17 protein-coding genes and 1 pseudogene are annotated in these 23,904 nt (G+C 67.5%); 10 read left to right on the top strand and 8 right to left on the bottom strand.

All coding sequences use genetic code 11. From position 1 onward, the window contains the following. The first annotated feature begins 74 nt into the window (after positions 1-74). The 3 genes and pseudogenes from MKD50_RS22040 (at position 75) to MKD50_RS22030 (ending at position 2,996) form a co-directional block, all read left to right on the top strand. Positions 75-988: pseudogene (locus MKD50_RS22040) on the top strand (LysR family transcriptional regulator). A 132-nt stretch (positions 989-1,120) separates the two neighbouring features. Then, positions 1,121-1,645: a winged helix-turn-helix transcriptional regulator gene (locus MKD50_RS22035; RefSeq protein ID WP_115705040.1), complete on the top strand. Its 525-nt coding sequence runs from the start codon at positions 1,121-1,123 to the stop codon at positions 1,643-1,645. Next, complete coding sequence (locus MKD50_RS22030) at positions 1,638-2,996, top strand: MATE family efflux transporter (protein ID WP_252668645.1); 1,359 nt, start codon at positions 1,638-1,640, stop codon at positions 2,994-2,996. Before MKD50_RS22035 ends, MKD50_RS22030 begins: the two co-directional genes overlap by 8 nt. On the opposite strand, the gene MKD50_RS22025 is transcribed toward MKD50_RS22030, so the two are convergent. From MKD50_RS22025 to MKD50_RS22010, 4 genes are all read right to left on the bottom strand, one after another. Further along, positions 2,985-4,433 (bottom strand): efflux transporter outer membrane subunit, encoded by a 1,449-nt coding sequence (locus MKD50_RS22025; RefSeq protein WP_252668643.1) that lies wholly within the window; start codon positions 4,431-4,433, stop codon positions 2,985-2,987. The two genes, MKD50_RS22030 and MKD50_RS22025, sit on opposite strands and share 12 nt — an antisense overlap. Then, positions 4,430-7,603 carry an efflux RND transporter permease subunit gene (locus MKD50_RS22020; protein ID WP_115705046.1) on the bottom strand — a complete coding sequence of 1,058 codons (3,174 nt, stop codon included), beginning with the start codon at positions 7,601-7,603 and terminating at the stop codon, positions 4,430-4,432. Before MKD50_RS22020 ends, MKD50_RS22025 begins: the two co-directional genes overlap by 4 nt. After that, complete coding sequence (locus tag MKD50_RS22015) at positions 7,600-8,823, bottom strand: efflux RND transporter periplasmic adaptor subunit (protein ID WP_252668688.1); 1,224 nt, start codon at positions 8,821-8,823, stop codon at positions 7,600-7,602. Before MKD50_RS22015 ends, MKD50_RS22020 begins: the two co-directional genes overlap by 4 nt. A gap of 188 nt (positions 8,824-9,011) precedes the next feature. Beyond that, positions 9,012-11,405, bottom strand: a complete 2,394-nt coding sequence (locus MKD50_RS22010; RefSeq protein ID WP_252668641.1) for a carbohydrate-binding family V/XII — start codon at positions 11,403-11,405, stop codon at positions 9,012-9,014. Between the two features lie 270 nt (positions 11,406-11,675). Between MKD50_RS22010 and MKD50_RS22005 the strand changes: the two genes are divergently transcribed. After that, positions 11,676-12,821 (top strand): metallophosphoesterase, encoded by a 1,146-nt coding sequence (locus tag MKD50_RS22005; protein WP_115681263.1) that lies wholly within the window; start codon positions 11,676-11,678, stop codon positions 12,819-12,821. Positions 12,822-12,932: 111 nt separating this feature from the next. Here MKD50_RS22005 and MKD50_RS22000 read toward each other — a convergent pair whose 3' ends face one another. Together MKD50_RS22000 and ettA are read right to left on the bottom strand one after the other, a co-directional pair. Further along, positions 12,933-13,790, bottom strand: a complete 858-nt coding sequence (locus tag MKD50_RS22000) for a conjugal transfer protein TraN (protein WP_252668639.1) — start codon at positions 13,788-13,790, stop codon at positions 12,933-12,935. 135 nt (positions 13,791-13,925) lie between these two features. Next, positions 13,926-15,593, bottom strand: coding sequence for an energy-dependent translational throttle protein EttA (gene ettA, locus MKD50_RS21995; RefSeq protein ID WP_252668636.1), 1,668 nt, complete (start codon positions 15,591-15,593; stop codon positions 13,926-13,928). A gap of 149 nt (positions 15,594-15,742) precedes the next feature. Between ettA and MKD50_RS21990 the strand changes: the two genes are divergently transcribed. Together MKD50_RS21990 and MKD50_RS21985 are read left to right on the top strand one after the other, a co-directional pair. Further along, on the top strand, positions 15,743-15,967 hold the full coding sequence (locus tag MKD50_RS21990) for a hypothetical protein (protein ID WP_010812270.1): 225 nt from the start codon (positions 15,743-15,745) through the stop codon (positions 15,965-15,967). Positions 15,968-16,016: 49 nt separating this feature from the next. Then, positions 16,017-16,550, top strand: a complete 534-nt coding sequence (locus MKD50_RS21985) for a M48 family metallopeptidase (protein WP_252668687.1) — start codon at positions 16,017-16,019, stop codon at positions 16,548-16,550. Here MKD50_RS21985 and MKD50_RS21980 read toward each other — a convergent pair. Next, positions 16,532-17,416 (bottom strand): endo alpha-1,4 polygalactosaminidase, encoded by an 885-nt coding sequence (locus MKD50_RS21980; protein ID WP_252668634.1) that lies wholly within the window; start codon positions 17,414-17,416, stop codon positions 16,532-16,534. The two genes, MKD50_RS21985 and MKD50_RS21980, sit on opposite strands and share 19 nt — an antisense overlap. A gap of 417 nt (positions 17,417-17,833) precedes the next feature. Between MKD50_RS21980 and MKD50_RS21975 the strand changes: the two genes are divergently transcribed. The 4 genes from MKD50_RS21975 to MKD50_RS21960 all read left to right on the top strand — a co-directional run bounded on the left by MKD50_RS21975 (position 17,834) and on the right by MKD50_RS21960 (position 22,869). Next, complete coding sequence (locus tag MKD50_RS21975; protein WP_012354042.1) at positions 17,834-18,736, top strand: amidohydrolase family protein; 903 nt, start codon at positions 17,834-17,836, stop codon at positions 18,734-18,736. Positions 18,737-18,781: 45 nt separating this feature from the next. Next, positions 18,782-19,696 carry an amidohydrolase family protein gene (locus MKD50_RS21970; RefSeq protein ID WP_115681267.1) on the top strand — a complete coding sequence of 305 codons (915 nt, stop codon included), beginning with the start codon at positions 18,782-18,784 and terminating at the stop codon, positions 19,694-19,696. A 101-nt stretch (positions 19,697-19,797) separates the two neighbouring features. After that, positions 19,798-21,240: a UbiD family decarboxylase gene (locus MKD50_RS21965; protein ID WP_252668632.1), complete on the top strand. Its 1,443-nt coding sequence runs from the start codon at positions 19,798-19,800 to the stop codon at positions 21,238-21,240. Positions 21,241-21,477: 237 nt separating this feature from the next. Then, the gene (locus MKD50_RS21960) at positions 21,478-22,869 is read left to right on the top strand and encodes a nucleobase:cation symporter-2 family protein (protein WP_115705060.1); all 1,392 of its coding nucleotides are present in this window, start codon (positions 21,478-21,480) and stop codon (positions 22,867-22,869) included. Positions 22,870-22,885: 16 nt separating this feature from the next. Here MKD50_RS21960 and MKD50_RS21955 read toward each other — a convergent pair whose 3' ends face one another. Next, positions 22,886-23,809 (bottom strand): LysR family transcriptional regulator, encoded by a 924-nt coding sequence (locus MKD50_RS21955; protein ID WP_501993634.1) that lies wholly within the window; start codon positions 23,807-23,809, stop codon positions 22,886-22,888. Positions 23,810-23,904 lie beyond the last annotated feature (95 nt).

Raw genomic sequence — 23,904 nt, 5'->3', positions numbered from 1 at the left:
AGCCACGCATCGACAATCAGGCCGGGTGGAATCACAATGTTGCGCCAGACGTGACAATGCTGCAGACAATCCCGATGGACCTCAACCTGATCCAGGCCTTCGTCGACATCGTCGATGCCGGCAACCTTGCCGAAGCCGGGCGCCGGCGCGGCGTCACGCGGTCGCAGGTCAGCCGCCAACTGCGCGAGCTGGAACACCAGGCAGGCGCGCAGTTGCTGCGCCGGACCACGCGCCGGCTCGAGCTGACCGAGCCCGGCCATGCGCTGTACCAGCACGGCGTGCGCATCCTGCAGGAAGTGGCCTCGGCGCAGGCCGAAATCGACAGCCTGGGCAAGACCCTGCGCGGCCATGTGCGCGTAAGCGTGCCTACCGGGCTGGGTGACGCCTATATCGCGCCGCTGCTGCTGCAGTTCGCGCAAAAGCATCCCGGCATCACGCTGCGAGTGTTCTTTGCCAATCGCGTCAACGACCTGATCGCGGCCGAGATCGACGTGGCGCTGAAGGTCACCTCGACGCCCCCGCTGGACCACGTGGCGCGAGAGATCTGCGATATCCGCTGGCAACTGTATGCATCGCCGCAGTATCTCGCCAGCATTGCGCCGGTGCGCGTGCCGCCGGATCTGGCCGGCTGCAGCTTCCTGTGCCCGCCGTTCCCACCGCGACAGTTCCCGCTGTCGCTGTACCGCGACGGCCAGCGCGTGGACGTGGCACTGACGCCCACGCTGCAGTCCGAACACTTTCTGTTCCTGGCGCGCGCCGTGCGTGAAGGCCATGGCATCGGCATGCTGCCGGTCTATATCGGCTGGGAAGAGGTGCGGGCGGCCACCTGGTGCCGGTACTGCCGGACTGGCGCCCGGAGGGGCTGGGCAACAAGCTGTTCATCATCACCACGCCCAACCTGCATCCGTCGATGGCCACGCGCGCGCTGATCGGCTTCCTGCGCGAGGCACTGGAGAAGCTCGAGGTTTTTCGCGACGCGGTGAAGTAGCCGGCACCGCCGGCCGGTGAACGCACGCTTTTGCCAGGTCAGGAAGGGCCGCGCCTGCAAACTTTCGATTTGCAAGCTATGCTGCAGCCAGCTTGCAAACTGAAAGCAAGCAGCACACAACGGCGGAGACCCATGCCCCCTACCGATTTCACCGCGATGCCCTGTCCCGTGGCCCGCTCGATGGCCGTACTGGGCGAACGCTGGGCCATCCTCGTGCTGCGCGAGGCCTTCTACGGCAGCACCCGCTTCGACGAGTTCGAGCGCAACCTGGGCATCGCCCCCAATATCCTGAGCGCGCGCCTGAAGACGCTGGTGGCGCACGGGCTGCTGGCGCGCATCATGCCCGAGGGCGGCGCGCGCCATGTCTACCAGCTGACCGACAAGGGCCGCGACTTCTTCCCCGCCTACGTGGCGCTAAAAGCCTGGGCCGACCGCTGGATGACCGACGACAAGGGACCGCTGACGCTGCTGCAGGACCGCCGCACCGGCACCGAGATTGCCGAGCCGGCATTGACCCGCGCCGATGGCAGCGCGATCACGCTGGACGACGTGCGTGTGTTGCCGGGCCCGGGCGCGGGCCGCTTCCTGCGCCAACGCTTCGGCGACGCCGGGGCCGCCGCGGTCGCGGCGGGCGGGCAGGAGACCGGCCATGACTGACACGCGCGCATTGCCCGCCGGCACGCTCCCCGCCGATGCGGTGCCGGCCACGGAAATCGCCCGCCGCATCGGCAAGCTGGCCGGGCCCACCGCGCTGATTGCCCTGCTGCAGGCGGTGGCACAGCTGATCGAAACCTGGCTGGCGGCGCGCCAGGGCACCGCGGCGCTGGCCGGCTGGGCCGTGGTGCTGCCGTTTGCGCTGCTGCTGCAGCAGATGTCGGCCGGGGCCATGGGCGGCGGCGTGGTCGCGGCCATCGCGCGCGCGCTGGGCGCCAACAAGCGTGACGATGCCTCGGCGCTGGTGATGCATGCGCTGTGGATCGCCGTGATCGCGGGGCTGGCGTTTGCCGTGGCGCTGGCCGGGTTCCCGCGCGCGGTGCTGGGCGCGGTGGCCGGCGCTACCGCCGCCGAAGCGGCCGCCACTTATGCGATCTGGCTGTTCGGCGCCGGCGCGATCCCGGCCTGGCTGGCCAACACGCTGGCGTCGGTGCTGCGCGGCGGCGGCCGCCATGCACTGGCGGCGCGCGTGCTGGCGCTGATGTGGATCGCGTTCCCGGCGCTGTCGTGGCTGCTGGCGGAGCCCGCCGGCATGGGCCTGGCCGGCATCGGCGCGGCGCTGGCGGCGGTGTCGTGGGGCGCGGCGCTGGCGATGGCGATCGTGGTCGCGCGCGGCGGCGCGGGCTTCGTGCCGGTGCTGCGGGTGCGGCTGTCGTGGCCGCTGTTCGCGCGCATCCTGTCGGTGGGGCTGGTGGCGTGCGCACTGGCCTCGGTCGCCAACCTGACCACCATCCTGGTCACCGCGCAGCTGCGCCACCATGGCACCGCCGCAGTGGCGGCCTACGGCATCTCGGCGCGGCTGGAATTCCTGATGATTCCGCTGGCCTTCGGCGTGGGCTCGGCGCTGACGGCGCTGGTCGGCCGCGCCGTGGGCGCCGGCGACTGGCATACGGCGCGGCGCACGGCCTGGGTGGGCGCACTGCTGGCGCTGGCCATCGCCGGCACCGCGGGCGCCGCCGTCGGCATGGCGCCGGTGCGCTTTGCCAGCCTGTTCACCCATGACCAGGAAGTGATCGCCATCGCCGCGCGTGCGCTGTCATGGGTGGGGCCGGCATTCGGCGGCTTCGGCTTGGGCATGGCGCTGTACTTCGCCTCGATGGGCGCGGGCCGGATGCGCTGGCCGGTGGCGGCCGGGCTGTGCCGGATCGCGCTGGCCGCGGGTGGCGGCTGGTTATTGGCCAATGTGTTCGGGATGGGGTTGGACGGGCACTTCCTTGGGGTGGCGCTGGGAATCACGGCGTATGGCGTGGTGACGGCGCTGGGCGTGCGGCAGGGCGAATGGTCAGCGCGTTAGCACCGGCGCATCGCCCTGCATGCCCGCGCCCCGGACCGGTTCCGGCACCGCCGGCCAGCCACCGCCCAGCGACTTGTACAGCGCCGCGGTGCCGGTCAGCACGTCCACCTGTCCCTGGATCGCCGCCAGTTGGGCGTCGAACAGCTTCTCGCGCGCATTGGTGACCTCCAGGTAGCTGGAATAGCCGCCCTCATACCGGGCAAAGGCCTGGTCGGCATAGATGAACAGGCTCTGTTCCTGCCGGCGCAGGCTGCCCAGCCGCGTGCGGGTTTCGACGCCGTTGGCCAGCGCGCTGTTCACATCCGCCAGCGCCGCCAATACCGTGCCCTGGTAAGCGAGCATGGCCTGCTCGCGCTGCGCGGACGCGCTCTGCACCTGCCCGCGGATGGCGCCGCCCTGGAAGATTGGCTGGGTCAGCCCCGCGCCGAAGGCCCACACCCGCGACGCGCTATCCCACAGCGCGGCGGGCGACGCCGCCACGGCGCCGAACAGGCCGCTCAGGTTGACCGCCGGCAGATAAAGCGCCTGCGCCGCGCCCAGTTGCGCATTGGCGGCGATAGCGGTCTGCTCGGCCTGCAGCACATCCGGCCGGCGCGACAGCAAGGCCGCCGGCAGGTCGGCACCGACTGGCGGCGCCTGCAGTTCGCCGATGGGCTTGCCGCGCTCGATCGGGCCCGGCGGCCGGCCCAGCAGCACCGACAATGCGTTTTCCGTCTGCGCGATCGCAGTACGCAGCGGCGGGATCGAGCCCTCGGCCACGTAGTAGTCGTTCTCCGCCTGGGCCAGTTCGAGTTGCGAGATCACACCGCCTTCATAGCGCTGGCGGAAGATATCCAGCCCGCTTGCGCGCGACGCCAGCGTCTGCTGCGCGACGTCGAGCTGCGCATCGAGCCCGCGCAGCGTGGCATACCCCTGCACCACGGAAGCGGCCAGCGACAGCACCACGCCGCGTCGCGCGTACTCGGCATTCCACAGGCTGGCCTCGGCCGCTTCGGCCTGGCGGCGGATGCGGCCCCACAGGTCGAGCTCCCAGCTGGCGTTGGCGAGAAGCTGGTAGGAATTGCCGGTGACGGTGCCCGAGGCGAACTGCGTGCCGCTCAGCCTGCCGATGCTCTGGCGCGCGGCGGCCGCGGACAGGTTCAACTGCGGGAAGAAGCCCGAGCGCGCCACCATCAGCTGGCCACGGAACTCATCGATCCGCGCCGCGGCGATGCGCACGTCGTAGTTGCCGGCCAGCGCGGCATCGACCAGCGCATTCAGCGCCGGATCGTTGAACTGGTTCCACCAGTCGCTGTCGGCGGCAATCGCCAGCGCGCCGGTGTCGAGGCGGTACTGCGCCACGTCCGGGGTCTGCGGGCGCTGGTAGTTGGGGCCGATCGCGCAGCCGCCAAGCGTTGCCACCGCGCAGGCCGCCAGCATCCACGCACGTGCACTCATAGCGTTTCTCCGGCCGGCGGCGTGGCGGGCGGCTGCGGCGAATCGCCGGCCCTGGCTGCCGCCTTGGGCTTGCGTTCTGACAGGCGCTCCAGCCCCCAGAAGAACATCGGGATAAAGAACAGCGCGATCACCGTCGCCCCGAGCATGCCGCCGATCACGCCGGTGCCGAGCGACTGCCGGCTCGCCGCCGAGGCGCCGCTGGCAATGGCCAGCGGCACGCAGCCCAGGATAAAGGCCAGCGAGGTCATGATGATCGGCCGCAGCCGCAGCTTGGACGCGTGGATGGCCGCGTCATACGCGCTCAGCCCTTCCTTCTCGCGCATTTCCACCGCGAACTCGAAGATCAGGATCGCGTTCTTCGCCGCCAGCGCAATCAGCACCGTCAGGCCGATCTGGAAGTAGACGTCGTTCTCCATGCCGCGCATCAGGATGCCCAGCAGCGCGCCGAACAGTGCGAACGGCACGGCCAGCAGCACGCCGAGCGGCAGCGACCACTTCTCGTACTGCGCCGCCAGGATCAGGAACACCATCAGCAAGGCAAAGGCGAAGACGTAGACTGCGGTGGAGCCGGCGGTCTTTTCTTCGTAGGCCTGGCCGCTCCAGGCGTAGGCGTAGCCCGGCCCCAGCACCTCCTGCGCTACCTCCTCCATGGCCTTGATGGCTTCGCCGGAACTGTAGCCGGGCGCGGAATCGCCCATGACCTTGGCGGCCGGGAAATTGTTGAAGCGCGTGACGATGTCCGCGCCCGGCACATACTTGGTGGTGGTCACCGCCTTGATCGGCACCATATCGCCGTTGTGGTTGCGCACGTAGACCTTGTCGAGGTCTTCCGGCCGCGAGCGAAACTCCGGCTCGGCCTGCAGGATCACCTGGAACAAGCGGCTGTTCTTCGGGAACTGGCTCACGTAGAGCGAGCCGAACATGGTCTGCAGCGCCGAATAGACGTTCTCGACCGGCACGCCCTGGGTTTCGGAGCGCTCCCGGTCGACTTCGACCAGGAACTGGCGCGAGCGCGAATTGATGGTTGAGTTCACGCCGCTCAGTTCCGGCCGATGGCGGGCCTTGGCGATGAACTCATGGACCTTCTGCTCGAGCTGCTGGTAAGTCCCGTCTGCCGTGCTCTGCAGCCAGAACTCGAAGCCGCCGGTGGTGCCCAGGCCCGGGATCGACGGTGGATTCAGCGGGATCACGACGCCGTCCTGGTAGCGGGAGAACTCCTGGCGGGCCTTCTGCATCAGTTCCATCGCCGTCTGGCCGGCACCCCGCTCATGGAAGCCCTTGAGCGTGACGAACAGCGTGCCGGCATTGGCCTTGTTCTGGGAATCGATCAGGCTGTAGCCATCGACCGACGCCACCGACGAGACGCCGGGCTGCTTGGCGAACCAAGTCTCCGCGCGGCCAGACAAGGTCTGGGTCCGGTCCAGGCTGGCGGCGTCCGGCATCACCACCGCGCCGAACAAGTAGCCCTGATCCTCCACCGGCAGGAACGAGGTCGGGATGCGCATGAACATGACCACGCTGACCGCCACCATCGCCAGGATGATGGCGATCGACATCACGGTGCGCCGGATCACGATCTGCAGCGACTTGTCATAGCCGGCCACGAGGCGGTCGAAGGAATTGTTGAACCAGGTGAAGAAGCGGTTCTTCTTGTGCTGGCCGGGCTTGAGCAGGATCGCCGCCATCGCCGGCGACAGCGTCAGCGCGACCACGCCGGATAGCACCACCGACACCGCGATGGTGATGGCGAACTGCTTGTACAGCTGCCCGGTGATGCCCGACAGGAACGCCACCGGGATGAACACCGCCAGCAGCACCAGCACGATCGCGACCACCGGGCCGCTGACCTCGTCCATCGCCTTCTTGGCCGCCTCCTTGGGCGGCAGGTTGAACTCGGTCATGTTGCGCTCGACGTTCTCGATCACCACGATCGCGTCGTCGACCACGATGCCGATGGCAAGCACCATGCCGAACAAGGTCAGCATGTTGACCGAGAAGCCGAACGCGCTCATGCCGACGAAGGCGCCGATGATCGACACGGGCACGGCCAGGATCGGCACCAGCGTGGCGCGCAGGCTCTGCAGGAACAGGAACACCACCAGGATCACCAGGATCACCGCGTCGCGCAGCGTGTGCACCACCTCGTCGATCGACTCCTGCACGAACTCGGTGGTGTCGAGCGCAACCTCGTACTCCAACCCCGGCGGGAAGCTCTTCTTCAGCTCCGCCAGCGTGGACTTCACCTGCTTGGCCACATCCAGCGCATTGGCCCCCGGCTGCTGGTACACCGCCAGCAGGGTGGCGGTCTTGCCGTTGTAGCGGCTGCGCAGCGAGTAGTCCTTGGACCCGAGCTCGGCGCGGCCGATGTCCTTCAGGCGCACCAGCGCGGCGTCGCCGGACTGAGCGCGCAGGATCATGTTGTCGAACTCGGCCGGCTCGGTCATGCGGCCCTTGGTGGCGATCGGGAAGGTCTGCTGCACCGGCCCGGTGGTCGGCGACTGGCCGATGCGCCCCGCGGAGAACTGCTGGTTCTGGTTGGCGACCGCGTTCTTGACGTCCTCGGTGGTGATGCCCAGCGACGCCATCCGGTCCGGCCGCAGCCAGATGCGCATGGCGTAGTCCGGGCTGCCAAAGATCGACGACTGGTTGGCGCCGGGAATGCGCTTGAGCGCATCCAGCACGTAGATGTTGGCGTAGTTGCCGACGAAGGTCTGGTTGTAGCTGTTGTCGGGTGAATAGATGGCAATCACCATCATGAACGCCGACGACCGCTTCTGCACCGAGACGCCCTGCGCCGTCACCGCATCGGGCAGCGTCGGCAGCGCCAGGTTGACGCGGTTCTGCACGTCCACCTGCGCGAGCTCGGGGTCGGTGCCGATCTCGAAATAGGTGGTCAGCGTCAGGTCGCCGGTCGATGAACTGGTCGAGTTCATGTACATCATGCGGTCGGCGCCGTTGACCTGCTGCTCGATCGGCGCGGCCACGTTCTGCGCCACCACCTCGGCACTGGCCCCGGGGTATCGGGTCGTGACCGTGATGGACGGGGGCGTGATATCCGGGAACTGGGCGATCGGCAGCTTGGTCAGCGCCACCAGCCCGCCCACCGTGATGATGATGGACAGTACCGATGCGAAGATCGGCCGGTCGATAAAGAAATGGGCAAGCTTCATGGCTTGCCCCCGGTGGTGCCGGCTGCCCTCGGCGCGGCGGCGCCGGAGGCGGCCGGCGCCGCAACTGCCTCTGCGCCGCTGGCCGGGCCATGCGCGGCCGCCTGAGCCACCGGCACGGCCTTGACCGGCGCATCCGGCATCAGGCGCAGGATCCCGCTCACGGCCACGCGCTCACCGGCCTTCAGGCCCGAGCGCACCACCCAGTTGCTGCCGGTCCATTCGCCTACGTCCACCACGCGCTGCTGCGCCTTGTTGTCCGGGCTGATGACCCACACCGTCTGGCCGCGCGGGCCTTGCACGATCGCTTCCTGCGGCACGGCAATGGCTTGGGTGCGCATCGCGCCGTGCACCTTGACCCGCACGAACTGGCCGGGCCTGAGCGTGCCCTGTGGGTTGGCGACCTCGGCGCGGACCAGGTAGGTGCCGGTTTCCTGGCTGAACGAAGCGTCGGCAAAGGCAATCCTGCCGTGGTGCGGAAACTCCGATCCGTCGGCCAGCACGATGACGATGTCGAAGGCTTCCTGCGCCGGGTACTTGATGGCGCCGGATTTCTCCGATGAGCGGATCGACAGGACCTCGTTCTCCGACAGGCTGAAGTTGACCCACATCGGGTCCAGCTTGGCGACATAAGTCAGCAGGCTGTTGGTGGTATCGATATAGGAGCCCACCTGCCGCTTGGCGAAGCTCGACAAGCCCGCCACCGGCGACTTGATCGTGGTGTAGCTCAGGTTCAGTTTGGCATTGATCACATTGGCGCGCGCCTGCTCCACCGCGGCCGCGGCCTCCTGCTCCTTGCCAGTGGCGTCATCCAGGTCGCGCTGGCTGAGGGCATTGCGCGCCGCCAGCGGGCGCACGCGGTTCAGGTCGGCACGGGCGGTGTTCAGCCGCGCCTGCTGCTGCGCCAGTTCGGCGTCGGCCGCCTTCAGCGTGGCCTCGAACGGCTTGGGATCCATCAGGAACAGGGTCTCGCCCGCCTTGACCAGGGCGCCTTCCGTATAGACCCGCTTCTCCAGAAAGCCATTGACGCGCGCGCGTATCTCCACCTGCTGCGAACTCTGGGTCTGGCCGACGAAGTCATAGATGAGCGGCACGTCGCGCAGCGCCACGGTGATGACGCCCACCTCGGCTGCCGGTGGCGCCACCGCCGCCGGCTTTTCCTTGCCGCAGCCCGCCACCAGCAACAGGGCCAGCAGGCCCGCCGCGCCGCACCCGTTGAGCATTGTCCTCACGTGACCTCCTCCGTCAGCAACCATGGCTGCCCCCGATGCCGGACGTAGTGCGCCTGCCACCCGATCCGGTGCCTGTTCAGGCAGGTTAAGGCGCGCTCATGGACGCGCCTATTCAATCTTTCTTGTGCCCGTGTTTAGTCATTTCGACGGCCGCGGCCGGGTCGCAGGGGCAGTCCGCCTCAGCGGCGGAAGCCGCCATGGAACCGGCCTCCGCCGCGGAATCCGCCGCCGCCAAGCCGGCCCGCGCCCTGCCACTGCTGCGCCATGCCGCTGAAGCGCTGCTGCCCCACTTCACGGGCCTGGCGCTGCTGGTCCAGCCGGCCGGTGACATCGTTGCCGGCCTGTACCGGTTCCCAGCCGCCGGGGGTGTGCTTCTGCCAGCCGTTGTCGGTGTGCTGGTACACGGAGCCGTCGTGGCCGGCATATACATTGCCGTTGTTCCACACCACCGCGTTGTTCTTGTCCGGGTTGGCCACAAAACCGCGGCTGCCCGCCGCATGCTGGCCGGTCTGGGTGTTGCCGGCGATACCAGCCTCGGCGGCGCCGACGCGGCCGGTCTGGGCGTCATAGCCCGCCGCCTGCCGCCCCGCCGCATAGTCGCCGGTGTAGGTGTTGCCGGCCACGCCGCCGCGCGCGGCGCCTTCGCGCCCGCTCGACGGGTTGGCGAACGAGCCCTGGCGTCCCGCCGCATAGTTGCCGGAATACGGATTGAACGCCGCTCCGCGGCTGCCCTGGTAGCGCGCGCCGGTGGCGGGGTTGTAGCCCGCGCCGGCGGTGCCGCGCCACTCCGTGCCGGTCCAGGCGTTCCAGCCCTGCGCGTGCGTCACCGTACCCTGGCCCCAGCGCCCGTAGAAGTTGGCCTGGTTCACGTTGACGTAGTTCCAGTTGTACGGGCCGCCCCACCAGTATGGGCCCCAGTACGGCGCGGCCGCGCCCCAGAACGCGCCCGCGGCGAAGCCGAAGGCAAAGCCCTCGGCCAGGCCGATGCCGAAGCCGGCGCCGTAGCCATAGGTAACCGGATAGCCGTAGTAGACCGCGCCCACGTAGGGGGGATAGACATAGCCCGTGCCGTAGACCACGGTGCCGTCGGCACTCACCACCACCCCCATGTAGCCGGGCGTGTAGCCCACCACCACGGTCTGCGGCGTGACGGCATAGATACGCACGTAGGTCACGTAGTACACCGGCGAGGTCGGCGGGATGGTATAGATCGCCGACGGCACCTCGGTGGCCACCTGCCACGGGCCGGCGGGCGCCGGCGCCGTGAACCAGACGCCGTTGGCCACCGCGTAGTAGTGGCTGCCATCGACCTCGATCACCGGCGTGCCGGTATTGATCGCGTAGCTGAGCGAAGTGCTGGTGATCGGCACGAAACGCGGCGCGCCGTCATACGCCACGGTCAGGCTGGCCTTGCTGCGCGACACCGTGGCGGTCTGCGGGATGGTGGCGGCGATCTCGGCCTCGCGCGCCTGCGGCGTGCCGGGCACGGAGACCAGCACATTGGCCTTGGGATCGGTGGGCGGGATGCGGGCAAAGTCGGGCGGCAGCCGGCTGCCCGGCACGTACTGCCACGGCCCGGTCAGCATCGGCGCGCGGAACCAGCGCCCCGAGACCAGCACGTAATACTGGTTGGCGGCCGGATCGACGAAGACCGCGTGGTCGGCGTTGGCCATGGTCAGCAGGCTGACGCCGCTGACCGGCGCCATCTGCGGCGCGCCGCTGGTCACCACCAGCTCGGTCGGCTGGGTGGCAAAGAGGATGGCCGGGGCGCGGGCGGGGCGCTTGCCGTCGGCGGGCAGCATCGTGTCGGGCTTCATGCTGGCGGCCTCCTTGCCGGCCGCGCTCTCCAGCGCCTTGGGCACGGTCGTCATCACTTCCCAGGCGCCGCCGGCGGATTCCGAGCGATACCAGTAGCCGGCCGCCTTCAGCCATAGCTCGCCGTCAGCCGCGCGCAGCAGCAGCGCGCGGCTGTTCAGCGCGCGCTCGTACGACGTCCCCGGCACGGTACGCCAGGCGGGCTCGCCATCGACCAGCACCAGCAGCGTCGGCGTGGTGGCGAACAGGATCTGCGGCGCGTCATTGCGCACCGCGACGCGGCCGGCTTTCGCGATTTGCTGCGACACCGCGTAGCTGGCCTGCAGCTGGTCCAGCGGCACCGTCAGCCCGTTGGCCGGCAGACGCGACACCAGCGACTGGCGCACGCGGTCGGCGGCGTCGGGCTGCGTCGGCACTTCGACGCTGTCGACCGTGATGCGGCTCAGCTGCACCAGCCCGGAGGGCTTGTCGATATCGCCGGTGGCAGAGAAATGGACCACGCCGTAGGTCGGCGCGCCCGTCTTGTCGCCCACCGCCACCGCGGCGCGTCCGGACAGGCGGTTGCCGTCCCAAGTCTCGATCTGGGGCTGGTACAGCTCGATATGGTCGGGGGCCGCATCAAAGTTGCGCGGCCAGGTCAGGGGTGCCGTGGCCACCGCCGACGACTTCTCCGGCGTGGCGGCCTGCGCGGCGAGCGGGGCCAGCGCCAGCCAGGCCGCCGCAACCAGCGCGCTGGTCTGGTTTATCCGAAACGACATGGGGTTTCTCCGGGAGGGCGCCGCCTGCCGGCTGCCGGCACGCGCGGGCAGGATGCTGCACAACAGGCGGCCCATTGCGCGAATCTAAATTAGCCCTTCAAGCCGAACAATCCGAATTGAAAACATTCAGGATCCGCCAGAAAAAAGACAGATCAGAGGCGGGCGCCGGCCCAGCGGGTGCGCATCTTGCATCGCCTGCGCCCTCCGCCGCGGCCCTTGAAGCGGTGCGTCGCGGCCTCATCTCTTGGCACTCCACCCCGGCCCACGCCCATGCCTCCACGCACCACCATCCTGACCGCTGCGTTCGTCACGGCCCTGCTGCACGGCTATATCGGGCTGCGCCTGCTGCCGGCGATGCCGGTACCGATGGCGGTCAAGGCGCTGGGGGTAGCCTGGCTGGCGCTATCCTGCGCACTGCTGCCGGCCGGACTGCTGGCGCGGCGCGTCAGCCAGCCCTGGTCGGACCTGGTGTCCTGGGTCGGCATGCTCGCCATGGGATTCTTCTCATCGCTGCTGGTGCTGACGCTGGTACGCGACGTGGCCCTCGCCGCCGCCTGGCTGGCGGGGCAACTGCTGGGGTGGCGCGCGCCCGGCCTGGCCGCCGGCAGCGCCGTGGCAGTGCCGCTGCTGGCCTTGCTGGTCACGCTGGCCGGTTATGTCAATGCGCGCCGCCTGGCGCGCGTGGTCGAGGTCGACGTGCCGGTGCAGGGCCTGCCGGATGCGCTGCACGGCTTCACCATCGCCCAGATCAGCGACATCCATGTCGGCCCCACGATCAAGCGGCCTTACCTCGACCGCATCGTCGACCGCGTCAACAGCCTGCAAGCGGACGCCGTCGCCATCACCGGCGACCTGGTCGACGGCACCGTGCGCGAACTGTCGGCCCACACCGCGCCGCTGGCCCGGCTGCAGGCGCGCCATGGCACTTACTTCGTCACCGGCAACCACGAGTACTATTCCGGCGCACAGCCGTGGATCGACGAGCTGCGCCGCCTGGGCGTGCGCGTGCTGATGAACGAGCACGTGGTGCTTCACCATGACGGCGACGCGCTGGTGCTGGGCGGCGTGACCGACTACTCCGCCGGCCGCTTCCACGAAAGCCACCGCAGCGACCCGCAGCGCGCCATCGCCGGCGCCCCCGCCGATGCCGGCGTACGCGTGCTGCTGGCCCACCAGCCACGCACCGCGCCCGCGGCGGCGCAAGCGGGTTTCGACCTGCAGCTGTCGGGACATACCCACGGCGGCCAGTTCTGGCCGTGGAACCTGTTCGTGCCGATGCAGCAGCCCTACACCGCGGGCCTGGTGCGGCATGGCTCGCTGTGGATCTACATCAGCCGTGGTACTGGATATTGGGGCCCGCCGAAGCGGTTCGGGGCACCGTCGGAGATTACGCGGGTGAGGTTGGTGCGGGGGTAATTAGGAAACTGCCGTAGAAGGCGAAGACATTGCGCGGGCATGGCGCAGTAAAAAACCCCGCTCATGTGAGTCGAGGCTCTTGTTTGTAGCGCGGATTCTGCATGCTCATCGCTACCGGCGGTCGGGGCCCTTGCGCTTTACTTGCCCTTCAGGTTCATCGAGCTGAATGCCTTTCGCGCCAAGTCGGAGATGCGTTTCTTGTTCCGCCTTAGCTCGGCGATTTCGGATCTCGTCAGATGTACGGAAACCGATGAGGTATCCCGCTTCATCCGCGGTGAGGGCGTGGGTGGCAATGCCGAAGATCTTGCGGATTTCATCGCCATACCTCCTTTCCAGTTCACGAATTACCCTGCCGGGTGCCATCAGTCTACCAGAGCGCCCTGCGCACACGAGGACGATTGCTGCGATCACGCCGCCACCGTGACATTGAATATAGTTGGCAAGCTCGGCTAGCGTGCCCCCCATTGTAGTAACGTCGTCGACCAGCACATAACGCCCATCTGGCACGACATATCCGGAAAAGCTAGCGCGCAGATTCAGCCGCTCCATTGGGTCTGCGCCGGTGTGGAATACCTTGGTTGTCTGCACGATGGTTTCATCGACTGATCCGTCCAGGACATGGTGTAAATACATTGCCAGCACTTGCGGGATGGCATTCTCGCCTGCGGCTTCTTTCGCATGGGGCGCGACGAAGATGCATGAACGTGGAAAGGCTTCGTCGAGCAACCTTGTCACCAGCGGCGGTGCAAGGTCGGCAATCAGCTGTATTGCCGCTTCGGCGCTGCCGGCTTTGGCACCCTTGTAGCTCGGATGCGCCTTGAGTTCGGCATCGGACCGATAGAGGAAAAATGGCGAATCGACCGTCCCCGGAAACGGGTACTCGCGATCCTGTCGAACCTCGAATGGCAGCCGCCTTCGGTGACGTCCAGGTAGCCGCTTTAGAACGAAGAGGTGGATTGACTTTCGCATCCACCAAACCTATCCGGCATCACACTAATGCCAAAGGTCTGGCGACGTGTTTCAGAATTTTCGACAGCGCATACAGCCAGCACCATAAAAAAACCAGGCCCACAGGCCTGGCTCTCTTGCTTGCTCAGCAGTCCCTCACCGCACGATCGGCTTGTACCGGATCCGCTTAGGCTTGGCCCCTTCTTCACCCAGGCGCTTCTTCTTGCCCGCCTCGTACTCCTGGTAGTTGCCCGGGAAGAACTCGACATGCGAGTCGCCCTCGAACGCCAGGATGTGCGTGGCGATCCGGTCCAGGAACCAGCGATCGTGCGAGATCACCATCACGCAGCCGGCGAACTCCAGCAGCGCGTCTTCCAGCGCGCGCAGCGTTTCCACGTCGAGGTCGTTGGACGGTTCGTCCAGCAGCAGCACGTTGCCGCCGGCGATCAGCGTCTTGGCCATGTGCAGGCGGCCGCGTTCGCCGCCCGACAGCGTGCCGACCTGCTTCTGCTGGTCGCCGCCCTTGAAGTTGAAGCGGCCGATATAGGCGCGCGACGGGGTCTCGTAGCGGCCCACGGTCAGCACGTCGGCGCCGCCGGAGATTTCCTCGAACACGGTCTTGGTGCCGTCCAGCGCGTCGCGGCTCTGGTCGACAAAGGCCATCTTCACGGTCGGCCCGATCTTGATCTCGCCGCTGTCCGGCTGCTCCTTGCCGGTGAGCATCTTGAAGAAGGTCGACTTGCCGGCGCCGTTCGGGCCGATGATGCCGACAATGGCGCCCGGCGGCACCTTGAAGCTCAGGTTTTCGATCAGCATGCGGTCGCCGAAACCCTTGCTGACGTTGTCGAACTCGATCACTTCGTTGCCCAGGCGCTCGCCCACCGGGATGAAGATTTCCTGGGTTTCGTTGCGCTTCTGGTATTCCTGGCTGTTCAGTTCATCGAAGCGGGCCAGGCGCGCCTTGGACTTGGCCTGGCGGCCCTTGGGGTTCTGGCGCACCCACTCCAGTTCCTTGTGCAGCGCCTTCTGGCGCGCCGATTCGCTGGCCTCTTCCTGCTTCAGGCGCGCTTCCTTCTGGTCCAGCCACGAGCTGTAGTTGCCCTTCCAGGGGATGCCGTGGCCACGGTCCAGTTCCAGGATCCACTCGGCGGCGTTGTCGAGGAAGTAGCGGTCGTGGGTCACGGCCACCACGGTGCCGGGGAAGCGCGTCAGGAACTGCTCCAGCCAGTCGACCGATTCGGCGTCCAGGTGGTTGGTCGGTTCGTCGAGCAGCAGCATGTCGGGGCGCGACAGCAGCAGGCGGCACAGCGCCACGCGGCGCTTTTCGCCGCCGGACAGGTGTTCGATCTTCGCGTCCCACGGCGGCAGGCGCAGCGCGTCGGCGGCGATTTCCAGCTGCAGTTCGACGTTGTTGCCGTCGCTGGCGGCCAGGATGGCTTCGTACTTGGCTTGGTCGGCGGCGAGCGCGTCGAAGTCCGCGTCCGGCTCGGCATACGCGGCGTAGATTTCATCTAGCTTCTTGCGCGCCTCGAACACGCCGCCCAGCGCCTCTTCCACCGATTCGCGCACGGTCTGCTCGGGGTTGAGCTGCGGCTCCTGCGGCAGGTAGCCGATGTTCAGGTTCGGCATCGGCGTGGCCTCGCCCTCGATTTCCTTGTCGAGGCCGGCCATGATCTTGAGCAGCGTGGACTTGCCCGAGCCGTTCAGGCCGAGCACGCCGATCTTGGCGCCCGGGAAGAACGACAGCGAGATGTCCTTCAGGATGTGACGCTTGGGCGGAACGATCTTGCCCACGCGGTTCATGGTGAAAACGTACTGTGCCATGGGTGCGTGTTGGTGATGATGCTGGAGTAGGTGCGGGAATGGCGGAGTGTATCAGGCACGCCGGGGCGTCCAGCCCTGGCCCGGCCAGCTTTGGCCTCCGCCGGTACAATCACAGGTTCGTCTTTCCGCTGATTTTTCAAGCCATCGCCATGAGCAAACCCGCCCTGACCCTGAAGTTCAAGTGCAAGAAGTGCACCAAACCCGTCACGCTGTACCTGCAGAAGACGTCGGCGTGCTCGCACATCACCCCGTACCAGGGTTTCTGCAAGTGCGGCGAAATGATGCGCCACGCCACCGGCGACAAGGACGCGGTCGAGTCCTTCGTCAATTCGCTGGACAACAGCTGGATGCACCACCATCACCACCACCACTGAGCCGGCCACCGTGGTGAACGAGACCTGGCGTCCCGCCGGCAAGGACCCGATGCGCTTTCTGGGCGGCTATCCGCCCGGCGTGCTGGAGCAGGTGCGCGAGCTGGTCGCCGCCGGCCGGCTCGGCGACCATCTGGCCCGCCGCTACCCGGGGCGCCACACCGTGCAGACCGACCGCGCGCTGTACGAATACACCACCGACCTCAAGCAGGAATACCTGCGCAGCGCGCCGCCGCTGCACAAGGTGGGATTCGATGCGCGCCTGGATTCCGCCCAGCGCGCGCTCGGCCTGCATACCGCGATCTCGCGCGTGCAGGGCGGCAAGCTCAAGGCCAAGAAAGAGATTCGCGTCGCCTCGCTGTTCAAGGAGGCGCCGCCTGAATTCCTGCGCATGATCGTCGTGCACGAGCTTGCCCACCTGAAGGAAAGCGAGCACGACAAGGCCTTCTACCGGCTCTGCGAATACATGGAGCCGCGCTACCACCAGCTCGAGTTCGATACGCGGCTCTACCTGGCCTGGCGAGAGCTGGAACGCGCCGCTCCCGCCGCCGGCATCGCCCCGCGCGCTCAGGCGTCGCAGGCGTAGCGGAACGACCCGTTCAGCGTCCTGGGCAGCACCAGCGTGCGCAGGTTGGCCGCCTGGGCCTTGGCGCACAGCCCGGCGCGCGTGGCGGCGTCCCGGTACTTGGCGGCGTATTCGATCTGGAACACCGGCTTGCCCTGCCCCGTGAACGCGGTATAGGCACCGCACTCGCGGTACTGGAAGCACTGTTCGTTGATGGCGAAGTCAAAGCTCGCGGCCAGCTCGGCCACCTGTCCCACGTCGTTCTTCAAGCCCACCGCCAGCCCGCGCGCATGCGCCTGCGCCGCCAGGAAGCGGTTGTAGTCGAGCTGGGTCTCGGCCGTCAGCGGCAGGCCGGGGCTGTTGGTATAGCCATCGACATTGTCGGGATCGACCGCATCGCAGCCCTTGCTGACCGCCAGGTCCATGCGCGCCTGCATGATGCGACGCACGTTGGCCGAGCGCGTATCCAGCCAGCGCTCGCCGGCCCAGCCCGACAGCGGCGCGCCCTGGTCCGCCTCGGTGAACTGGTTGAAGTCGGGACGCCAGTCCTCGGAACTGCCCGCCGAGAAATAGCAGATCACGCGCCGGCCCTGCGCCTTGAGCGCATCGATGGTGGCCTGCGGCGTATCGAACAGGTCGAAGTCATAGGCGGTCACCGCATAGCTGGTATTGAGCCTGCCGGTCAGCTGGATCTGCCAGGTGTCGGTAAGCGCGGGGGCCCAGCGCGTGGTGGCACTGGTGGTAGTTTCGGCGATGGACCGCGTCGTGGCCGCGGCCGTGGGCGACACCATCCCGGTCTGTCCGCCGTCGCCACCGCAGCCCCCCAGTGCCAGGCTCAGCGCAACCGACAGCATCGCCGCGGCCTTCTTCGCATCGTTGCCGTGCATATTCTTCCCCCTTCCCTGTGATGAACCCCGTTCGAAGCGAGCGGCCCTGTTGTCGATATGCCGCGGCGGCCGGGCCTGCCGCTGCGGTCCCCGCAATGTAGCGGATTCGCGGCCCGGTCTGGAATACAGGCCGGCCCCACTGTTCGTGCGGCGCAACACATGATGCGCTTGACCCATGCCGAGGCGCTATGTATAAAGAGCGCGTGGGTAGAAGCGGTCGATTGGACAGCAGCGGTGCAATGCCGCGACGTCCAACTGGAGATTGCTCACTGACGGAGTATTTCGTCGGTGGCGCAGTGGTCCAGACGCTCCCCTGACAAAGACTCCCGATCGCAGCATGCAAGGCCGGCCCCGCGGCGTTGTTCGCGCGCGCCCGCCGCATGCGTGTCCAACCTAGTCATTGTTAGGGGATCTCCCATGATCATCGACACCAGCTGTTATCCGACGAACCTGGTGGACCTGGCCTGGCGCCACGACGGCGACCCGTTCACCGGCGAGCGCCTGATCCAGATGATGGACGGCCCATTCACCATCAACGGCAAGCCGCGCCGCATCGACAAGGCCTTTATCCAGCCGCCGCAGGGCAACACCATCTACACCTATACCGACGGCGTGAAGTCCGGCAGCGAATCGATCGACGCGTACATGGCCTATACCGTCGAGATGGTGAAGAAGTATCCCGACCGCTTTATCGGCTGCTTCGTCTACAACCCGCGCTGCGGCGTGCAGAACGGCGTCAACGCCATCGAGCACTACGTGAAGAAGCTGGGCTTCAAGATGGTCCAGTTCCAGGCCAACATGCACGCCTACCGGCCGGACCGGGCGCTCGACTGGCTGCGCCCGGCGCTGCAGAAATGCGCAGAGCTGGGCGTGCTGGTCAAGCTGCATACCGGCGATGGCCCCTACAGCATCCCCACCGAATGGGTGCCGATGATGAAGGAATTCCCGACGGTGAACTTCATCATGGCCCACTTCGGCGTGCAGACCGGCGGCGTGTACTGCTTCGAGCCGTTCCAGATGGCGATGGACATGCCCAACGTCTACTGCGAATCGGGCTGGTGCCTGCAGTCGCGCATCGTCGAATTCGCCAAGGTGCTGCCCAAGCACAAGATCCTGTTCGGGTCCGACACCCCGCCGAACGAGCCCGGCATGTGGCTGCGGCTGCTGGAAGTGCTGTGCTTCGAGCCGCCCCAGGGCCTGAACCTGGATGAAGACACGCTCGAGGACTACCTCGGCAACAACGTCGCCCGGATGATCGGCCTCGAGCCGACGCCGGTGCCGCGCACGCTGGAAGAAGCGAAAGCGCGCCTGGCCGCATAAGGTCCGCACCCGCGCCAACGACAACGGACTCCGGAGCACCCGAACATGATTATCGATACCCACCTGCACCCGACCAACCTGGTCGACGAAGCCTGGCGCCACACCGGCGAGCCCTTCAACGGCGAGCGCATGCTCAAGATGATGGACGGCCCCTACATGATCAACGGCAAGCCGCGCCGCATCGACATGGGCTTTATCCAGCCGCCGCCGGGCAACACCGGCTACCGCGACGGCAACCGCCGTGGCCGCGAAGGCATCCGCGACTACATGGCGTATATCGCCGAACTGTGCCAGAAGTACCCTGACCGCTTTATCGGCAACTTCACCTTCAACCCGCGCTGGGGCCCGGAGGAAGGCGCGCTGGAGCTGGAATTCCACGTCAAGGAGTACGGCTTCAAGATGCTGAAGCTGCATGCCAACATGCACGGCTACCGGCCCGACCGCGCGCTCGACTGGCTGCGCCCGGCGATGAAGGTCTGCGCCAAGTACAACGTGGTGGTGCTGATCCACACCGGCGACGGCCCGTACACGATCCCGACCATGTTCTATCCGATCATCCGCGAATTCCCGATGGTCAATTTCATCATCGGGCATTTCGGCATCCAGACCGGCGGCAACTATTCGTTCGAGGCGTTCTGGATGGCGATGGACACGCCCAACGTGTATTGCGAATCGGGCTGGTGCTTCCAGTCGCGCATCGTCGAGTTCGCGCGCCAGCTGCCGCGCGACAAGATCGTGTTCGGCACCGACACGCCGCCCAACGAGCCCGGCATGTGGCTGCGCGAGCTGGAAATGCTGTGCGGCCCCGCGCCGCAGGGCATGGACCTGGACGAGGACGGGCTCGAGGACTACATGGGCAACAACATCGCCCGGCTGGTCGGCATCGAGCCGACCGCGCCGCCCAGGACGCAGCAAGAGGCCCTGGCGCGGCTGAAGGATACCTACGCCAGCACCCGGTAGTCGCTAGCTGTTCGGCAGGCAGGCACGGCACGGCGGCCGGGACATTCCCGGCCGCCGGGGCAGCCTTCGCCCTGGCCCACCCTGACCGCAGGAGCCGATCCATGAACTCACCCTCAGCGCCCTTCGCCACCGCGACGCCGGCGCGCCAGCCTTTCCACGATACCTCGCAGGACTTCCACCAGTTCCTGGCCGCCTACCGCGAGGCCTTTCCCGACGACGTGCTGCATATCCGCGAGCCGGTCGGCAACGACCAGGACCCCACCGCGCTGGTGTGGGCACTGGCCGCGCAGGGCCGCCATCCGGCCCTGCTGTTCGACCATGTCGAAGGCCTGGGCACGTCGCTGGCCACCAACCTGTTTGCCTCGCGCGAACGCGTCGGGCGCATGCTTGGCGGCGTGCCGGCCGCCGGCATCCATGCCGAATACCAGGCCCGCAGCCGCCGCATGGTGGCGCCGCGCGTGCTGGACAGCGGCGCCGTCACCGGCCATGTCGAGACCGAGCATATCGACCTGCGCACGATTCCGGCGATCCGGCATTTCGCCACCGACCGCGGCCCCTATATCACCAACGCCATCCTGATCGCGGAAGATCCCGACAGCGGCATCGGCAACGCCAGCTACCACCGCTCGATGCTGCATTCGCCCACCGAGATCGCCACCAGCCTGCATTCGCGCGGCCACCTGTGGCGCATGCAGCAGCGCGCGGCCGAGCTGGGCCGCCCGTTGCCGGTGGCAATGGTGATCGGGGCGCATCCGCTGTTCATGCTGGCCGGCGCCGCGCGGCTGCCGTTCGGCGTGGACGAGCGCCATGTGGCCGGCGGCCTGTTCGGCGCGCCGCTGGAAGTGGTACGCACGCCGCGCCACGGCATCCTGGTGCCGGCGCATGCCGAGATCGTGCTGGAAGGCGTGATCGATCCCGAGGCCCGCGTCGACGAAGGCCCGTTCGGCGAGTTCACCGGCTACTCGTCGGACCGCTCGACCAACAACCTGCTGCGCGTGCAGAGCGTGATGCGGCGCACGGACGCGTGGCTGGTCGACGTGGTCGGCGGCAATTCGGCCGAGCACCTGAACCTGGGCCGGATCCCGCGCGAGTCCGAGATGGTGGAGAAGCTGCGCGAGCGCTTTCCCGGCGTCACCGCGGTGCACTACCCCAGCTCCGGCACCCATTTCCACGCCTACGTGGCGCTGCGCCAGAGCCGCCCCGGCGAGGCCCGCCAGGTGATGCTGGGTCTGCTCGGCTGGGACCCGTACCTGAAGACGGTGGTGGCGGTGGACGAGGACGTCGACATCACCCGCGACGAGGAAGTGCTGTGGGCCATGGCCACGCACCTGCAGCCGCACCTGGACGTGGTGGTGGTGGACGGCCTGCCCGGCAGTGCGCTCGATCCGTCCGCGTCCGGCGTCGGCACCACCTCGCGCATGGGGCTGGATGCGACGCGCGGGCCGGGCTTCGACGGCATCCGCGCGCGCATCGATCCTGCCGCGATGGCGCGCGCGGCCGCGCTGCTGGCGCGGCTGGAGCGTGCGGCATCCCACGTGCCGTGAGGCGCGGCTCAGGGATAACCCGCTGAAAACGGCGGATTCATCGTTTCACCCGATCGATAAATCCGCCGCGAACGTTGTACCTTCCCTGCGCCGCTGTCATGCTGGATTGACAAGACAGGACAGGCGCGGGCTTCGCACGAGAGGATGGCAGCACCATCCCGCAAGAGGAAGCGCCGGCACCTTGGCGACACGTTAGCGCAATGCGCAACCGGCGTGATACCGACCAAAGGAGACAGCATGAACCCCACCCTGCCTACGCAAGGGAATGCCGCCGTGCATCCCGTCGACGAGGTCCTGCCCCCGCCGCGCCTGCTGGCCCTGGGCCTGCAGCATGTGCTGGTGATGTATGCCGGCGCCATCGCGGTGCCGATGATCATCGGCGGCGCCCTCAAGCTGCCCAAGGACCAGATCGCCTTCCTGATCGCCGCCGACCTGTTCTGCTGCGGCCTGGTGACGATGATCCAGAGCATCGGCATCTGGAAGGTCGGCATCCGCCTGCCGGTGATGATGGGCGTCACCTTTACCGCGATCGCGCCGATCATCGCCACCGGCTCCAATCCGTCGCTGGGGCTGCCGGCGGTGTTCGGCGCGGTGATGGTGGCGGGCGTCTTCACTTACTTTGCCGCGCCCTATGTCGGCAAGATGGTGCGCTGGTTCCCGCCGGTGGTGACCGGCACCGTGGTGCTGGTGATCGGGATCTCGCTGATGCGGGTGGGGATCAACTGGGCGGCGGGCGGCAATCCCACCCTCAATACCGCGGCAGGCCCGGTGCCCAATCCCAATTTCGGGCTGCCGGTGAATATTGCCATCGCCACCGCGGTGCTGTGCACGGTGCTGGCGCTGGTGGCGTTCGCGCGCGGCTTCCTGTGCAATGTGGCGGTGCTGATCGGCATTGCGGTGGGCTTCGGCATCGCGCTGGCGCTGGGCAAGGTCAGCTTTGACGGCCTGCACGGCGCGCACTGGGTCGAGTTCATCACGCCCTTCCACTTCGGCTGGCCGACCTTCGACGCCATGACCTCGGTCACGCTGTGCGTGGTCATGATCGTGATCATGATCGAAGGCGTGGGGCAGTTCCTGGCGCTGGGCGAGATCGTCGGGCGCCCGGTCGATTCCGAAGACCTAGCGCGCGGCCTGCGTGCCGACGGTGTCGGCGCGCTGGTGGGGGCGGTGTTCAACACCTTCACCTACACCTCCTACGCGCAGAACGTGGGGCTGGTGCAGGTCACCGGCGTGCGCAGCCGCTGGGTCTGCGCCACCGCCGGCGGCATCCTGATCGTGCTGGGCTGCCTGCCCAAGCTGGCCTTCTTCGCGGCCTCGATCCCGCAATACGTGCTGGGCGGCGCGGCGCTGGTGATGTTCGGCATGGTAGCGGCCACGGGCGTGCGCATCCTCGGCCATGTCGACTTTGTCGACAACAAGAAGAACGCCTACATCGTCGCCGTCAGCGTGGCGCTGGGCATGATCCCGCTGGTGTCGGACAAGTTCTTCGCGCAGATGCCGGAGCTGCTGGCCAAGTTCTGCCAGAACGGCATCCTGCTGGGCACGCTGGCCGCGGTGCTGCTGAACCTGCTGTTCAATGCGCGTTCGCCGGCCCCCCAGCCCCACGGCCTGGCCAAGGAACCGGCGTGACGGAGTTGGCCGGCAGTCAGCTGGCCTCGGCCAGCCTGGCGCGGTAGCGCATCAGCAGGTCGCGGAAGGCCTGCGCCGGCGGCGACAGCGACCGGTCCGCGTGCCCCAGCAGCGAGATCTCGCGGTGGATCACCGGATCGGTCGGCATCACCGTGGCCAGCCCCAGCGCGCCGGTAAGACGCGTGACTGCCGCGCTCATCACGGCGATGCCCAGCCCGGCGTCGACCATGCCGACCATGGTCAGCGGCAGGAACACCTCGTGCACCCGCTGCAGCGTGATGCCGCGCGCGGCCAGCGCGGTATCCAGGCAATCGCGGATCGGGTTGCCCTTGTGCGGTCCGATCACCGGCAGCCCGGCCACATCCTCCCAGCGCAGCGTCTTGCGCCGGCGCAGCGGATGGTGCGCAGGCATCACGATCACGAAGGCATCGTCCATCAACCGGTGAGCGCTCAGGTCGGGCTGGCCCGCGGGGATGGTGCCGATGCCGAAATCGACCTCGCCCGAACTGACCATCCTGGTCACTTCATGCTCGGACACATCGTGCAGCTCCACCTTCACGCCCGGATGGCTGACGCAGAACTCGCGGATCACGCGCGGCAGCATCAGCGCCGCCTGGATCGACGATGCCGCGATCGACACGCGCCCGCGTCCCAGCGTGCGCAGCTCGCTGGAGTTCTCGATCACGCTGTCGATATCGGCCACGGCCTTCTTCACCAGGGGCAGCAGTTCCGCGCCCGCCTGCGTGATATGCAGCTGGCGCGTGTGCCGGTCGAACAGCTTCAGGCCGAGGTTGGCCTCCAGCTCGTGGATCAGCGCGCTGACCGACGACTGCGACAGGTCCAGCTTTTCTGCCGCGCGGGTGAAGTGGCGCTCCTGCGCCACGGCGATGAACGCGCGCAGCTGGCGCAGCGACACGTTCATGTTGCTGAGGTTGGGCACGTTGTCTGTCTCCGGAGGTTCGGGGTGCGCGCTTGCTGTGGCCTGGGTCCGGCTGGCGCGTCTGATTCAGAGGGTAACACGATCAATTAATCCGT

Source organism: Cupriavidus mimosae, from assembly GCF_023952485.1.
Classification (GTDB): domain Bacteria; phylum Pseudomonadota; class Gammaproteobacteria; order Burkholderiales; family Burkholderiaceae; genus Cupriavidus; species Cupriavidus taiwanensis_C.
The sequence above is the reverse complement of the archived record's forward strand: the minus strand, read 5'-3'. Positions and strand labels throughout refer to the sequence as shown.

What these genes read in the sequence shown, in the direction of transcription:
- MKD50_RS22020 (WP_115705046.1), bottom strand. Translation starts at nt 7,603, where the DNA reads ATGAAGCTTGCCCATTTCTTTATCGACCGGCCGATCTTCGCATCGGTA.
- MKD50_RS21975 (WP_012354042.1), top strand. Translation starts at nt 17,834, where the DNA reads ATGATCATCGACACCAGCTGTTATCCGACGAACCTGGTGGACCTGGCC.
- MKD50_RS22010 (WP_252668641.1), bottom strand. Translation starts at nt 11,405, where the DNA reads ATGTCGTTTCGGATAAACCAGACCAGCGCGCTGGTTGCGGCGGCCTGG.
- MKD50_RS21960 (WP_115705060.1), top strand. Translation starts at nt 21,478, where the DNA reads ATGAACCCCACCCTGCCTACGCAAGGGAATGCCGCCGTGCATCCCGTC.
- MKD50_RS21970 (WP_115681267.1), top strand. Translation starts at nt 18,782, where the DNA reads ATGATTATCGATACCCACCTGCACCCGACCAACCTGGTCGACGAAGCC.
- MKD50_RS22005 (WP_115681263.1), top strand. Translation starts at nt 11,676, where the DNA reads ATGCCTCCACGCACCACCATCCTGACCGCTGCGTTCGTCACGGCCCTG.
- ettA (WP_252668636.1), bottom strand. Translation starts at nt 15,593, where the DNA reads ATGGCACAGTACGTTTTCACCATGAACCGCGTGGGCAAGATCGTTCCG.
- MKD50_RS22035 (WP_115705040.1), top strand. Translation starts at nt 1,121, where the DNA reads ATGCCCCCTACCGATTTCACCGCGATGCCCTGTCCCGTGGCCCGCTCG.
- MKD50_RS21980 (WP_252668634.1), bottom strand. Translation starts at nt 17,416, where the DNA reads ATGCACGGCAACGATGCGAAGAAGGCCGCGGCGATGCTGTCGGTTGCG.
- MKD50_RS22030 (WP_252668645.1), top strand. Translation starts at nt 1,638, where the DNA reads ATGACTGACACGCGCGCATTGCCCGCCGGCACGCTCCCCGCCGATGCG.
- MKD50_RS22015 (WP_252668688.1), bottom strand. Translation starts at nt 8,823, where the DNA reads ATGCTCAACGGGTGCGGCGCGGCGGGCCTGCTGGCCCTGTTGCTGGTG.
- MKD50_RS22000 (WP_252668639.1), bottom strand. Translation starts at nt 13,790, where the DNA reads ATGCGAAAGTCAATCCACCTCTTCGTTCTAAAGCGGCTACCTGGACGT.
- MKD50_RS21990 (WP_010812270.1), top strand. Translation starts at nt 15,743, where the DNA reads ATGAGCAAACCCGCCCTGACCCTGAAGTTCAAGTGCAAGAAGTGCACC.
- MKD50_RS22025 (WP_252668643.1), bottom strand. Translation starts at nt 4,433, where the DNA reads ATGAGTGCACGTGCGTGGATGCTGGCGGCCTGCGCGGTGGCAACGCTT.
- MKD50_RS21985 (WP_252668687.1), top strand. Translation starts at nt 16,017, where the DNA reads ATGCGCTTTCTGGGCGGCTATCCGCCCGGCGTGCTGGAGCAGGTGCGC.
- MKD50_RS21965 (WP_252668632.1), top strand. Translation starts at nt 19,798, where the DNA reads ATGAACTCACCCTCAGCGCCCTTCGCCACCGCGACGCCGGCGCGCCAG.